Here is a 13,433-nt window from a genome sequence, read left to right on the forward strand (position 1 = left end):
AGTGTTCATATTTAGTACCTTAATTAAGCATTTTTCGAAAAATGCCAACTATTCAATCGTTAATATTCGAATGAATAATCGGATTTTTTCAAATTCGGTTATTGTTAAGTACAATATATGAACTCTGAAAAGGATACCGCTTACCATGGGCGGAGTACCTTTCAAGTTCATACTCCATTCTTCCTACAGCACAATATTCACTTTTTAAGCCTTACATTACGATACTCACCATTTTTATCCCGATACCATTAATCAGGTACGGCACTTTATTTCTCTATTAGCCATTGGAACCGATTAAAAAGCATGATTGTGCAGTACATGATCTTTGATCTGGAGGTCTCATTCCCTAAATATGTCAGTTCGAGCATTACACCATGTACCATAATCTCATTTCATATTTTCCGAAAACATTAAAAAAAACCGATAATTTAGATAACGGTTCATTGCTTTTTATATGGTTTTAATGTCATTAAAAAGTGGGGTGTTTCCATTTTTGTGGCAATAAATGAAAAGAATGAAAAGAATGAAAGGTAGTTTCATTGATAAATTTATATTATTTTGCCATTGTAGAAGATGATGTTTCTAGTATAAAAGGAGGGGGTAATAAGAATCATAAAAGGCGATTGGAGTTTTTATAACGTTTTAGAGTGAGGGGAAGGATTGGATGTATAACTTTTTAGATCGTTCAGTTTATCAAAAAGTACGGATTTTAATCTACTTGCATTCAATAAATCAATTTTGTTCCATTTCTGATATCGCAAAAAGCTTAAATGCATCAGATAGGACCATCCTAAAATTTATTGACGAACTAAAACATGACTTGAAGGAAATTGGACCAGAAGCAGAAATCATTGAACGTGAGCATAAAAACTTTTATTTAAAGACAGAGGATAATTTCTCAATCAAATCGGTCGAGAGGAGGTATTTAGAACATTCTTTAACGTATAAGGCGTGTGATCAGATTTTCTATAACAAGTTTGGTGATATACATGCCTTCTCAAAAAAGAATTATACAAGCTATGCATCCATGTACAGACGAATCAATAAAATTAAACCGCTTTTAGATCAGTTCAAATTACAGTATACAACACAGCATATGGCGACTTTCAATGGTACCGAAAAGCAATTTCGATATTTCTTCTACTTGTTTTATTGGAATTCATGCTGGGGCGAGGTTTGGCCATTCTCATCTGTCAACAGAGAGCAAATCCTTGGGATGCTAAAAGGAGACAGGGAAAACATCCCTGAGCATGTGTTGTATTGGCTGGCCATATCCATTACTAGAGCTAAGTTGGGGTTTATCATTGAAGAAGATCCCACCTATGAATCATTCACGAAACATCATCATTTATTTAAATCATTTTCAAGATTGGCAGAACCTCTATTTAAAGAGTTAACAACTTTAACGGAAGTGCAAATCACTTTAGAAATGATGTTTTCCTTTACTGTAATTAGTTGTTTTGAATTTTATGATAAAAAAAATCCCCAAATCAGTTTAATCATGAATTTTGCCCAGCATCATAACCAAGATCTTTTTGTACAAACGACCATACACTGGTTGGAAACTTTCATGGAATTCTTTTCGATGGAAATTGACGCGGAAGAGTATGGTGCCTTGTTTGCAAATCTATTATACCTTCATTACTATACTCAGATTTTTGATGGTCCTACCTTTCTATTTAAAGAGGATCCATATAAGATAGCTTTTGAACAGGATTCCCCTAATCAAGTTGAATTAATGAATCGTTTCTATGATCAACTTGCCAAGAAAAAGGCGCTTTCGAGAATATTGAAACATCGGGAGAGATTATTGGGCAGGTATCATGGATTACTAAAGCGCACAATTAATTTTAAAGTGGACAACAAGCCAATCAAGATTAAAATCTTTTCAATCCTGGAAGGAAATCCAAGCGAATATATCATTAATCAAATAAAAAGGATATCCAGTCATATTCAACTCTGTAACGAAGGTGAACATCCTGATTTAATAATCACTGATCGCCTATATATGTCTATTGAAAAATATGATGCAAAAGTATTTGTGTGGAGTTCCGTTCCAAAAAGAATTGACTTTGAGAGACTTAGAGACTGTATTGAGAGAATGCGCTTGAATAAATCACCATAACTATCGGTTTTTTCAAGCTTTTATAATTAAAGAGAGGAAATCCGCACAATCATGCACCGGAATAATCAGGAGTACAGAGAAAGAAACTCGTAATCTACACTGAAACACTGTCTTCCTGGATGACTATGTCCTTCAATTGCCATTAACTCCATTAATATCAGTATGGACAACTTTTAATACACAATAGTATTACATTCACCCGCCACCAGAGGAAAATCACGATTCGGTTACAACAGATTGATGATCCAGCATCCATAAAGATTTCCAACAATGGAATTGGCATTTCCGCGAAAGACCAATTTCACATATTCGAGCGATTTTATAAAGCTGACCTGGCATGGGCGTGCTTAATTAGTCTATCCATCGTGAAAAAGATCATTGATATGCATGATGGAAATATATCCTTGAACTCGCAAAGGGAAAGACTTTTAGCAACCTGCTTCCTATTTCATGAAGAGATTCGTGATTCGATAAAAACAGCTGCAATGGCAGCTGTTTTTAAAATCTATTGGTTTAGTTAAAGTTTGATTAAAAATAATTCCACCCTAAATAATCCGATTTTTTTATTTCCGCCAAAAAGTTGAACAGTCTGCCTTATCCAAAATATTAAACTCGATCATTCTCTCAAGTAATGAGTAATCAACCGGACGATCCCACTTGATGCGCACCAACTGCTTGGTGTGATCATAGCCAGCCTGCACGATTTCATCAGAGAAATGATTAATCCCTGCTATTTCAGGGGCAACAGCCAAATGATGTTTGGCTACGCTAAAGCCAATGATATATGTGCCATGATCGGTAAACATTGGCTGATTCCACGCGATTTTCGGAATTAAATTTGGATATTTGTTAATTACCCAAGCCAAAACTTCCTCCGTTCGGTCCCGATGTTGCGGGTCATCAATCTTCGCTAAAAATTCTGCAAAAACTTCCATGTCACTCTCTCCTAAAATTGAAATTTTTTTGAATAATGTCATTTTCCCCTCATCCGTATCATAATCAATATGTATGAAATGACTTTATTTACACTGCGCATCGATTCCTCGGCCTGCTTTAAACCACTTGCCAACTTGAGAAGTTCTCGTTCTTTTAGACATAAAAAAAATACCCTTTGGCTAATCATAGCCAAAGGGGTGAAGCTTCGCAACTCTTTATAAAGAGTTAGATTTCATTTTAAATCTAAAACATACATTGCATTCATTCCGACTTACTCAACCGTTACACTTTTCGCAAGGTTACGTGGTTTATCCACGTCACATTCGCGGTGCAAGGCTGCGTAGTAAGCAATGAGCTGCAGCGGGATAACAGAGATAAGGGGTGTTAATAGTTCATTCACTTCCGGGATGACGAAACGGTCATCCTCTTCTTCAAGCCCCTTCATGGAAATGATGCAAGGGTTGGCGCCACGGGCAACCACTTCCTTAACATTACCACGGATGCTTAGGTTGACACCCGCTTGCGTAGCAAGGGCTATGACAGGTGTTCCTTCTTCAATCAAGGCGATCGTTCCATGTTTAAGCTCTCCGCCAGCAAAGCCTTCCGCCTGGATGTATGAAATCTCCTTCAGCTTAAGGGCCCCTTCAAGCACAACATAGTAGTCAAGAGAACGGCCAATGAAGAAGCAGTTTCTCGTAACGGACAAGTATTCACGGGCAATGTCTTCCATCTCTTCTTTCGAATCACATAGGGCTTCCATTGCTGTCGCAACGATTCCAAGCTCTTTTACAAGGTCGAAATCATACTCCATGTTACGGAATTGGCCAGTTACATTCGCTAAGATCGATAAGACTGCCACTTGAGCTGTATAAGCCTTAGTCGAGGCAACGGCAATTTCAGGGCCAGCATGCAGCAAGAGCGTATAATCCGCTTCACGTGACAATGTAGAGCCAGGTACGTTCGTGATGGTCAGGGCTTTATGACCAAGCGCTTTGATCGACACTAACACGGCACGGCTATCTGCAGTTTCCCCACTTTGTGAAATGAAGATGAATAGCGGTTTTTTCGATAATAACGGCATATTGTAAGTGAATTCCGATGCCACATGGACCTCAACCGGAATTTCAGTCATTTTTTCGATGAATTGCTTACCAATCAACCCTGCATGATAGCTGGTTCCGCAAGCGATGATATAAATACGGTCAGCCTCACTTACGGCTTCAGTAATGCTATAATCGATTGCAAGTTTACCTTCTTCATTTTGGTATGCTTGAATGATTTTACGTATTACAGCTGGCTGCTCGTCGACTTCTTTGAGCATATAGTGCGGATACGTACCTTTTTCAATATCACTTGCATCAAGTTCAGCAGTGTACGGAGCACGCATGACTTCTTCGTTGGAAAGGTTCTTGATCGTTACCTTTTCTTTTGTCACGATAACCATTTCCTTATCCATCAGTTCAAGGAATTGATCTGTGACTTGCAACATGGCCATTGCATCCGAAGCGACAACGTTAAAATCTTTTCCGACACCGATTAGCAGCGGGCTTTTATTTTTTGCGACAAAAATGGTTTCATCATTTTCAGCATCCAATAGGGCAATGGCATATGAACCTTCCAAAAGAGTGAGTGTTTGACGGAACGCCTCTTCCACTTCCATGCCCTCGTTTACGAACTTCTCTATAAGTTGAACGATGACTTCCGTATCCGTTTCACTTTTAAAGGCAACATCCTTCAAATATGCACGTTTTAGAATCGCATAGTTTTCAATGACCCCATTATGAACTAAAGTCAATCGACCTGAATTACTTTGGTGAGGATGGGCATTTTCACGGCTTGGCACACCATGGGTGGCCCAGCGCGTATGTCCTATTCCAGTATGTGCCATAGTATTTTCATCAACGGCTCCGCGTAAGTCCGCGATTCTTCCCTTTTCCTTAAAGATTGTAACGCCTGCTTCATTTCGCACAGCAATCCCAGAAGAGTCATAACCGCGGTATTCAAGTTTTTCAAGACCTTTTAATAAAATTTCCTTTGCATCGTTAAGTCCAATATATCCAACAATTCCACACATAATTTCTGTTCCTCCAACCGATTAGAGGGGACAGGAATGCACGGGGGCATCCCTGCCCCCTCATCTCTGATATATATTTTTATAAAGGAAATGCCTTAAAGCACTTTTTCCCATTGTGCATTTCCAACCCTTTGTGCAGTAAGTTGCCCTACTGTTTTAAGATTGGAATTACTGCGGCTGTGCACTTCAGCCGGGAGGTATCCGCCGATCATTCGATAAACCTCCTCCTCGTCAACTAAGCCATTTCTCGTCCAGACTTAGTTCAGGCGCTTTTGTGAATCCGTTTCTCCTTGCCTACCCTCCTTTTTAACACAACCATTTTTAGAAAATGAGTTGTAAATCAGGATAATCATACCTTAAACAAGGGACATAGGTCAATTCTTTATTACCAAGACCTAAAAAAAGAACTTCTTAATAAAAATATGCATAAAAGGAAATTACGTTCCTTTTATGCATAGGATCAGTTATTCGTTCATTCCCATTTCCGCTCTTACAACTGCGACGATGCGCTCTACATAATTAGTGCATTCCTCAGCTGTCGGTGCTTCAGCCATAACACGGACTAACGGTTCAGTACCGGATGGTCTCACTAAAATACGACCGTTTCCGTCCATTTCCTCTTCGACTGCCTTGATGACTTCCTGTACCTTTTCATTATCGGTTACAGCGTGTTTATCGGTAACTCTGACATTGATCAGCGTTTGTGGATATTTCTTCATCTCGCCAGCGAGCTCCGATAAGGTTTTTTGGGTATCACTCATGATGTTCACAAGCTGTAAGCCCGTCAATAAGCCATCGCCTGTCGTGTTATAGTCCAGGAAGATGATATGTCCGGATTGTTCGCCGCCAAGGTTATAGCCGCCTTTTCGCATCTCCTCGACCACATAGCGATCCCCCACTGCCGTCTGGGCGCTTTGTATGCCATGCTCTTCAAGACCTTTATAAAAACCAAGGTTGCTCATGATCGTGGAAACCACTGTTCCCTGTTTCAGACGGTTATTTTCTTTAAGGTATTTCGCACAGATATACATGATTTGGTCGCCGTCCACTATATTTCCTTTTTCATCTATCGCAATGACGCGGTCTCCGTCACCATCGAATGCAAGTCCGACATCCGCACCTTTTTCTTTTAAGAATTCGGCAAGTGCCTCAGGGTGGGTGGAACCTACCTTATCATTAATGTTCAAGCCATTGGGAGATGCCCCCATCGTAGAGATGTCCGCATCAAGATCTGCAAACAAATGCATGGCCAAGGCAGAGGTCGCCCCATGTGCACAATCAAGAGCAACATGAATGCCTGTAAAATCTTCATCCACTGATTGTTTCAAGTACTGGAGATACTTTTGTCCTCCTTCGAAATAATCGTTCAAATGGCCTAAATCTCCGCCAACGGGGCGTGGAAGTTCATCCTTTTCCATATCTAATAGTGTTTCAATTTCCGCTTCTTGTTCATCGGATAACTTAAACCCATCCGGTCCAAAGAATTTAATGCCATTATCCGCTACCGGATTATGAGAAGCGGAAATCATGACACCTGCTTCAGCACTTAAGGCCTTTGTTAAATAGGCAACTCCCGGTGTCGAAATGACACCCAGGCGCATCACTTCAGCCCCAATGGATAAAAGACCGGCAACAAGCGCACCTTCCAGCATTTCACCTGAAATACGAGTATCGCGCCCTATCAGCACCTTGGGCTTTTCTGTATTTCTAGTAAGCACGTAGCCACCAAAACGGCCTAGTTTAAATGCCAACTCCGGTGTTAATTCGCTATTCGCTATACCCCTGACTCCGTCTGTTCCAAAATATTTACCCATCTTTATCGCTCCTTCTTCGAATCGTTACTGAATTTAATGATGATGTTAAAGGAAAATCATGTCTCTTCGTCTTTTGGTGTGATGGTGACCGAAATCGTTTTAGAATCCAGTTCCCACTCCACTCCCTCAGGCACTGATACCGCCAATTCCACATCATGCGTACCTTCATCTAAATTACTCACATCTACTGTAAGATTAATGTCGTCTTTAGTTATTTTCTTCAATTCATCCGCCTCACCAAGCAAAGTGATGCTTGTTACATCGGATTCCAATTCGGCATTTTGGTCATCCTTCATGCCCACAGGCACTATTGGTATATTGTTGAAAGTTTTAGACTCAATGGCAGCCGGTTCATCTTCTTCTGCTTCTTCTTCGACTACTTGTTCTTCTTGTTTTTGTTCGGTTTCTGGTTCTTCCTCTTCTACGACTGGCTCTGCATTCTCTTCATCCACTTCGACTTTCTCTGTACGAACCTTGACCTTTGCCTTACCCAAGGACATTTTTTGTACACTTTCCGGTTTATCAAGATCGAGTTCCAGTTCTGTATCACCATCAATTTTCGAGATATTTACAGGAAGATTCACTACATCTATTTTCTCAAGGCTCGTTTCCGAACCAAATAAGGTGACCTCTTTTGGGTCGACACTTATACTCGTGACCCTTATGCCATCCTTTGCCTTGCCAGTTTGCTTCGGTGCTATCGACACCGTCTTGGAAGGAATGCTCACTTCTAAGGAAACTGAAACAGTAGATGGCTCGATCGTCACATCCAGCTTATTCAGGTCCCTATCCAGAGCTTTAACTGTTGCCTTTCCGTTCACCGTTTCGTTAAGCCCCTTACTTATTTCAAGGTTTGCCTTTACATAGGAAATTTGTTCAATCGCATCTTTAGCACCCGTTATTTTGACAGTTTTCGGGCTGACTGTTGGCTGACCAGCGGTATATCCCTCTTCAAGTAAAGAGCTATTATACTCGGCTTCAACGGAGAATTCCTTCGTCACCCGTTCCTGAACGTTGACTTCCGCATATTCCGGATCGATCGTCGCCACTAATTTTTCATTCAAATCACTTATTTTAAATGTGACAGTTCTGTCCCCCATTGAGATTGCAGGATCCGAAAGGTCTACATACACTTTAAAATCCCTTTGGTTTTTCGCATTTATCAATAGGCTTTTTGCTCCCTTTAGAGTAACATCCACCGTCTCCGGCACTCCGCTCACCACTAAATTCTCACGGTCATAGTACACTTCAACCGGTACATTTTCGATGGTCTCCGTACTGATTTCAGGGGCAGTCGATAAACCAAGTGATTTTTTATCCGACTCCATCTCAAAGTTAATGGAAATGAACAAAAGTGCCGCCAAGGCAAAAGCTACGATTCTCATAAACCAAGCGCTATTGGTGAATTTATCCATTCTTTTTCCCCCTCCAGTTAAAGATGCTTGAGGAAGTTGATTTGATGTTTTCCACTACCAGTTCACTTGTAAGCATGGCCCTAAATGATTCTTGATTCAAATCACGGTAAAGTTCCCCGTTTTTAGTGACGGATATCCCTCCCGTTTCTTCTGAAACGACAATCGTAAGACTATCCGTAACTTCACTCATGCCTATGGCTGCCCTATGCCGTGTGCCAAGTTCCTTTGATATGAATGGACTCTCTGATAATGGCAAATAGCAAGCTGCAGCTGCCACCTGGTTATTTTGTAAAATAACTGCGCCATCATGGAGCGGCGTATTAGGGATGAAGATATTAATGAGCAATTCTGAAGAAATATAGGATTTTAGAGGTATCCCAGTTTCAACATAATCCCCTAGCTCCGTACCTTTTTCTATCGTAATCAAGGCTCCGATCCGCCTTTTTGCCATATAGGTGGACGCCTTTAGGATTTCTTCGACTAAACGCTCTTGCTGATTCTCTTCTGGAACGGTTCCCCTTGCAAAGAGCTTCCCGCGTCCTAATTGTTCTAGTGCCCTTCTCAGTTCAGGTTGAAAAATGACGAGAATCGCCAATACTCCCCAATTCATGACTTGTGCCATTAACCATCCGAGTGTATTGAAACCAAACAGGTTGCTTAAGCTTTTTACAATGACAATTACAAAAATTCCTTTTAGCAGCTGAATAGCCTTCGTGCCCCGAATAATAGTTAACAATTTATATATCACAAACCATACAAGGAGAATATCAATGAAATTTACTACATAGTCCCAAACAGTCAAGTTGGTTAAAGACATGTTGTTTCCTCCAGTCAGTATTACTCCAAATACAAATTACAATCTTTATACGATAACCTTAATAGTATACCATTTTTTAAATGATACATCTAAAAACTAGTGTGAGAAATTTACATAGGAAAAACGAATCATGAAAAAGGGTTCCCTTCCTTTTAAAAAATAAAGCTGAGCGAGGTCACCGTAAATGAAAAAACGGTGCCCCCTCCCAGCTTTCATTCCTTATTCCTTTTTCTCCTCTTTAGCAGGAACCAACGAGGTTGCAGTATCCTTTACTTTATACCACATCCACTCAAAAGCTTGGTCAATAACATGGATGCTCCCAGTCACATTCCCTGCTTTTGACATATATTTATGCCCATTTATGACTGTCACATCTCCCTCTACTTCACCATCTATTTGAATGTTACCATTTTGAACTACCACATTTCCCTTGACTGTCTCACCCTCAGGCACAATCACCGTTTCACCTTCGACCACTAAGTTAGGCTGCTTTGATACTGAAAAATGTTCGTCCTGATTATAAGTGGAAAAAACAGATCCTGTCATCAATATGATGAACATCGCTGCCGCTGTCATGAAGGGATGGCTTTTGAACCAACGTTTGGCACCTGTTGTTTTCGTTTCCTTTGGCAATTGAGCCATAACCTTTGCTGTAAAGTCATCCGGGGCCTTTATATGGGAAGTGCTTTGTACAAGAGCGACCGCCTTTTTCATTTCATGAAAGTAATCCCGGCATTCAGCACAGTTATGCAAGTGCTCCCGTAAAACTTCTTTATGCTCCGGTTTGATGTCCTCATCTAAATAATCATGCATATATTCAATGATTTCCTCATGGCAGTTCATTTTTCTCACCTTCTTTTTATAAATGGCGTAGTTGTTTACGCAAGGCTTCCCGACCGCGATGTATCCTCGTCTTAACCGTACCGACCGGCAAATCGAGTATTTCACTGATTTCCTTTAGGGATAACTCTTCAATATACTTCAATACGATTACCGATCGGTATTTCTCGGGCAATTTCATTATTTCCACTTGAATGGTTTCCTGTAGTTCTAAAGATTCAACCTCTTCCTCGGGTTTCGCCATATCCGATGCAATTTGGGAATACATATTCAATCCCTCTGTTCCTGCCACCTCTGCATCTAAATAGTAATCCGGTTTTTTCTTGCGAAGCCGGTCAATACAAAGATTGGTCGCAATCCGGTATAACCATGTAGAAAATTTCATTTGTATATTGAAACTTCGAATATTCACGTAGGCCCTTACAAAGGCCTCTTGTGCCAAATCTTCTGCTTCTTGCCTGTTACCGAGCATCCTGAAACATATTTGGAACACTTTGTCCTTGTATATTTCGACAATTTCCCCAAATGCATTATGGTCTCCCTTTAATACTTGATTAATTCTCTCTTTAATGAGTGCATCCATTTTCCGGTATTACCCCCGCTCATGCGGCTATACGATTACTACGAACCGTAAGCTAAAAGGTTTCAAAAATTTAATACATTAATTTTAACAAAGTTTTACATTTTATGTTTAAGAAAAAAAAAACAGGGTTATATAGTAAGAAATTGTAAAATTCAAGGGAGTGATTCTCTATATGACTGCAGAACAAATTTTGGACCATATTGAACAATACAGACAGAAAATGATGTTTTTGGCTTCCCGTTCTTCGATGGTGGATAATGAAGTTGTTGAAGTTAGCAGCAAACTGGATTCTCTAATCATCCAATACATCCATTTAACTAAAAATGGAGATCTCACAGACAGACGCGCCCTCAAGTGAATATGGATATAAGATTGCAACCATTTATCTATAGATATGTTCCTATTACATACACCCTGGTAAATAAACCTACGTCTTCTAGCATATAAAAAACAGTAACCCATTACAAGCCGGTTACTGTTTCTTTTATTTTTTTTCAGTTATAGTAATTTTTCACCAAATAGCGAACCCATTAGGGCCACGGCCACGATCGCCGTCTTATTTCGCTCATCTAAAACGGGATTCACTTCAACGAATTCAGCTGATGTAATCAAGTTGGATTCCGCAAGCATTTCCATGGCCAAATGACTTTCCCGATAACTTATACCACCAATCACCGGTGTCCCCACTCCGGGTGCATCTGCTGGGTCGACTCCATCCAAATCCAATGAAAGGTGGACGCCATCCGTTCTCTCCCTTAAATAATCAATGCATTCTTCCATGACGCGTGTCATTCCCAGGCGGTCGATCTCATGCATCGTGAATACTTTAATCCCTTTTTCACGGATAAGTTCTTTTTCCCCTTCATCCAATGACCTTGCTCCAATTATAACGATGTTTTCCGGTTTCACTTTTGGAGCAAAACCATGGATATTGATTAGGTCCGGATGTCCAAGCCCAATACTGACAGCCAGGGGCATACCGTGTATATTCCCTGATGGTGAAGTATCTTCCGTATTTAAATCCCCGTGTGCGTCATACCAAATCACACCTACATTTTCATAGTGCTTAGCGACTCCTGCAAGTGTACCTATAGCTATTGAATGGTCTCCTCCCAATACAAGCGGAAAGGAACCTCCTTCTATTATTTCATCAACTCTTGTAGCTAACAGGGAGTTACCCTTCGCTACAAGCTGTAAGTTTTTTAGATTTGTACCAGGCTCATCTGCATTTTCAGGACGGCCAACAATTATATCCCCTAAATCCTCTACTTCTATATTCAACTTTTCAAGACGCTCGACGATCTCTGCGCAGCGAATGGCACTAGGTCCCATATCCACCCCTCGCCTTGCTTGACCAAGGTCCATTGGCAAACCGATGACGGAAATTTTCTGAATAGACATACAATTCCCCCTTTCCATCATTTTATATCGTATATGCCGATTGGTTCAACTCGACATTTCCATGTATAAAGATGCACGTTCCTATCACATATGTTTTTTGTGAAATAATATCTTTCTGGGGTTTAGTTTACCCAATTATGTCTTAAACAAAAAAAAGTCTTAAACCATTTTTGGCTTAAGACGTAAGTTTTGGTGTATGTAGTTGATGGTGGAGCCTAGCGGGATCGAACCGCTGACCTCCTGCGTGCAAGGCAGGCGCTCTCCCAGCTGAGCTAAGGCCCCTAAGGGATTTAAAATTTATTAAGCGGAAGACGGGATTCGAACCCGCGACCCCAACCTTGGCAAGGTTGTATTCTACCACTGAACTACTTCCGCAAATGGCTGGGCTAGAAGGGATCGAACCTTCGCATGACGGAATCAAAATCCGTTGCCTTACCGCTTGGCTATAGCCCAATATATGATATGCAATGATAAATCAACAAAATAAAAAGGTGGTAATCATATATTTCCCCAATACAGAGAATATATAACTGATCCACAGGATTTTATTAAAATGGTGGAGGGGGGCAGATTCGAACTGCCGAACCCGAAGGAGCGGATTTACAGTCCGCCGCGTTTAGCCACTTCGCTACCCCTCCGCAATATATGGTTGTAAATGGTGCCGGCAAGAGGACTTGAACCCCCAACCTACTGATTACAAGTCAGTTGCTCTACCAGTTGAGCTACACCGGCAAGTAAAGAATGAAATGGTGGAGGATGACGGGATCGAACCGCCGACCCTCTGCTTGTAAGGCAGATGCTCTCCCAGCTGAGCTAATCCTCCGGATTAATGATTTAAAATGGTGACCCGTACGGGATTCGAACCCGTGTTACCGCCGTGAAAGGGCGGTGTCTTAACCGCTTGACCAACGGGCCGAACTGTTTTGTGTTCATAGATAGATCGGGAAGCTCCCAAGCGGATTCGAACCGCTGACCTCTTCCTTACCATGGAAGTGCTCTACCTACTGAGCTATGGAAGCATATGGCTCCGCAGGTAGGACTCGAACCTACGACCGTTCGGTTAACAGCCGAATGCTCTACCACTGAGCTACTGCGGAATAATATAATGTTTCCTAAAACCCATTTAAAGATTTAAATGAATAGCCTGGCAACGTCCTACTCTCACAGGGGGAAACCCCCAACTACCATCGGCGCTGAAGAACTTAACTTCCGTGTTCGGAATGGGTACGGGTGTGACCTCTTCGCCATCATTGCCAGACTATATTCATTTTTGAAGAATTTTCATTCCTTCAAAACTAGATAATAAGAAGGTATTTCATTTTTTTAAAGCGTAGGTTAAGTCCTCGATCTATTAGTATCAGTCAGCTCCACATGTCACCATGCTTCCACCTCTGACCTATCAACCTGATCATCTTTCAGGGATCTTAC

At 41.0% G+C, this 13,433-nt stretch carries 11 protein-coding genes, 9 tRNA genes and 2 rRNA genes; 3 read left to right on the top strand and 19 right to left on the bottom strand.

Features of this window, described 5'->3' with window-relative positions; translation table 11 throughout:
- Positions 1–664 precede the first annotated feature (664 nt).
- Both BW986_RS27065 and BW986_RS31390 read left to right on the top strand, forming a co-directional pair.
- Positions 665–2,125 carry an AcpB/EbpR/MafR family transcriptional regulator gene (locus BW986_RS27065; RefSeq protein ID WP_076372668.1) on the top strand — a complete coding sequence of 487 codons (1,461 nt, stop codon included), beginning with the start codon at positions 665–667 and terminating at the stop codon, positions 2,123–2,125.
- A 176-nt stretch (positions 2,126–2,301) separates the two neighbouring features.
- Positions 2,302–2,646: an ATP-binding protein gene (locus BW986_RS31390; protein ID WP_081395827.1), complete on the top strand. Its 345-nt coding sequence runs from the start codon at positions 2,302–2,304 to the stop codon at positions 2,644–2,646.
- A gap of 42 nt (positions 2,647–2,688) precedes the next feature.
- On the opposite strand, the gene BW986_RS27075 is transcribed toward BW986_RS31390, so the two are convergent.
- From BW986_RS27075 to sigW, 7 genes are all read right to left on the bottom strand, one after another.
- Positions 2,689–3,060 (bottom strand): iron chaperone, encoded by a 372-nt coding sequence (locus tag BW986_RS27075; protein ID WP_076372688.1) that lies wholly within the window; start codon positions 3,058–3,060, stop codon positions 2,689–2,691.
- Between the two features lie 272 nt (positions 3,061–3,332).
- The gene (glmS, locus tag BW986_RS27080; protein WP_076372670.1) at positions 3,333–5,135 is read right to left on the bottom strand and encodes a glutamine--fructose-6-phosphate transaminase (isomerizing); all 1,803 of its coding nucleotides are present in this window, start codon (positions 5,133–5,135) and stop codon (positions 3,333–3,335) included.
- Positions 5,136–5,599: 464 nt separating this feature from the next.
- Positions 5,600–6,949 carry a phosphoglucosamine mutase gene (glmM, locus tag BW986_RS27085; protein WP_076372672.1) on the bottom strand — a complete coding sequence of 450 codons (1,350 nt, stop codon included), beginning with the start codon at positions 6,947–6,949 and terminating at the stop codon, positions 5,600–5,602.
- Positions 6,950–7,005: 56 nt separating this feature from the next.
- Entirely contained in the window at positions 7,006–8,364 is a 1,359-nt protein-coding gene (locus tag BW986_RS27090) for a CdaR family protein (protein ID WP_076372674.1), read from the bottom strand.
- A complete protein-coding gene (cdaA, locus tag BW986_RS27095) occupies positions 8,357–9,181 on the bottom strand; it encodes a diadenylate cyclase CdaA (protein WP_034304935.1) in 825 nt (274 codons plus the stop codon). The genes BW986_RS27090 and cdaA overlap by 8 nt, the downstream gene beginning before the upstream one ends.
- A 219-nt stretch (positions 9,182–9,400) precedes the next feature.
- Positions 9,401–10,024: an anti-sigma factor family protein gene (locus BW986_RS27100; protein ID WP_076372676.1), complete on the bottom strand. Its 624-nt coding sequence runs from the start codon at positions 10,022–10,024 to the stop codon at positions 9,401–9,403.
- Positions 10,025–10,040: 16 nt separating this feature from the next.
- Entirely contained in the window at positions 10,041–10,604 is a 564-nt protein-coding gene (gene sigW, locus BW986_RS27105) for an RNA polymerase sigma factor SigW (protein ID WP_063236211.1), read from the bottom strand.
- Between the two features lie 172 nt (positions 10,605–10,776).
- On the opposite strand from sigW, the gene BW986_RS27110 reads away from it, so the two are divergent.
- Positions 10,777–10,962 (top strand): aspartyl-phosphate phosphatase Spo0E family protein, encoded by a 186-nt coding sequence (locus BW986_RS27110; protein ID WP_076372678.1) that lies wholly within the window; start codon positions 10,777–10,779, stop codon positions 10,960–10,962.
- Positions 10,963–11,102: 140 nt separating this feature from the next.
- Here the strand turns inward: BW986_RS27110 and rocF are convergent, their stop codons facing one another.
- The 12 genes from rocF to BW986_RS27170 all read right to left on the bottom strand — a co-directional run.
- Positions 11,103–12,005, bottom strand: a complete 903-nt coding sequence (gene rocF / locus BW986_RS27115) for an arginase (protein WP_076372680.1) — start codon at positions 12,003–12,005, stop codon at positions 11,103–11,105.
- Between the two features lie 206 nt (positions 12,006–12,211).
- Positions 12,212–12,287, bottom strand: a tRNA-Ala gene (locus BW986_RS27120).
- Between the two features lie 21 nt (positions 12,288–12,308).
- A tRNA-Gly gene (locus BW986_RS27125) sits at positions 12,309–12,380 on the bottom strand.
- A gap of 3 nt (positions 12,381–12,383) precedes the next feature.
- Positions 12,384–12,458, bottom strand: a tRNA-Gln gene (locus BW986_RS27130).
- A gap of 101 nt (positions 12,459–12,559) precedes the next feature.
- Positions 12,560–12,643 (bottom strand) — tRNA-Tyr (locus BW986_RS27135).
- A gap of 18 nt (positions 12,644–12,661) precedes the next feature.
- Positions 12,662–12,737: transfer RNA gene (locus BW986_RS27140), tRNA-Thr, on the bottom strand.
- A gap of 15 nt (positions 12,738–12,752) precedes the next feature.
- Positions 12,753–12,828: transfer RNA gene (locus BW986_RS27145), tRNA-Val, on the bottom strand.
- Positions 12,829–12,845: 17 nt separating this feature from the next.
- Positions 12,846–12,920, bottom strand: a tRNA-Glu gene (locus BW986_RS27150).
- Positions 12,921–12,951: 31 nt separating this feature from the next.
- A tRNA-Thr gene (locus BW986_RS27155) sits at positions 12,952–13,024 on the bottom strand.
- A 3-nt stretch (positions 13,025–13,027) separates the two neighbouring features.
- Positions 13,028–13,102 (bottom strand) — tRNA-Asn (locus BW986_RS27160).
- A 45-nt stretch (positions 13,103–13,147) separates the two neighbouring features.
- Positions 13,148–13,263: ribosomal RNA gene (rrf, locus tag BW986_RS27165) — 5S ribosomal RNA — on the bottom strand.
- 73 nt (positions 13,264–13,336) lie between these two features.
- Positions 13,337–13,433: ribosomal RNA gene (locus BW986_RS27170) — 23S ribosomal RNA — on the bottom strand; the annotation flags it as partial.

Source organism: Peribacillus simplex (assembly GCF_900156045.1).
GTDB lineage: Bacteria > Bacillota > Bacilli > Bacillales > DSM-1321 > Peribacillus > Peribacillus simplex_D.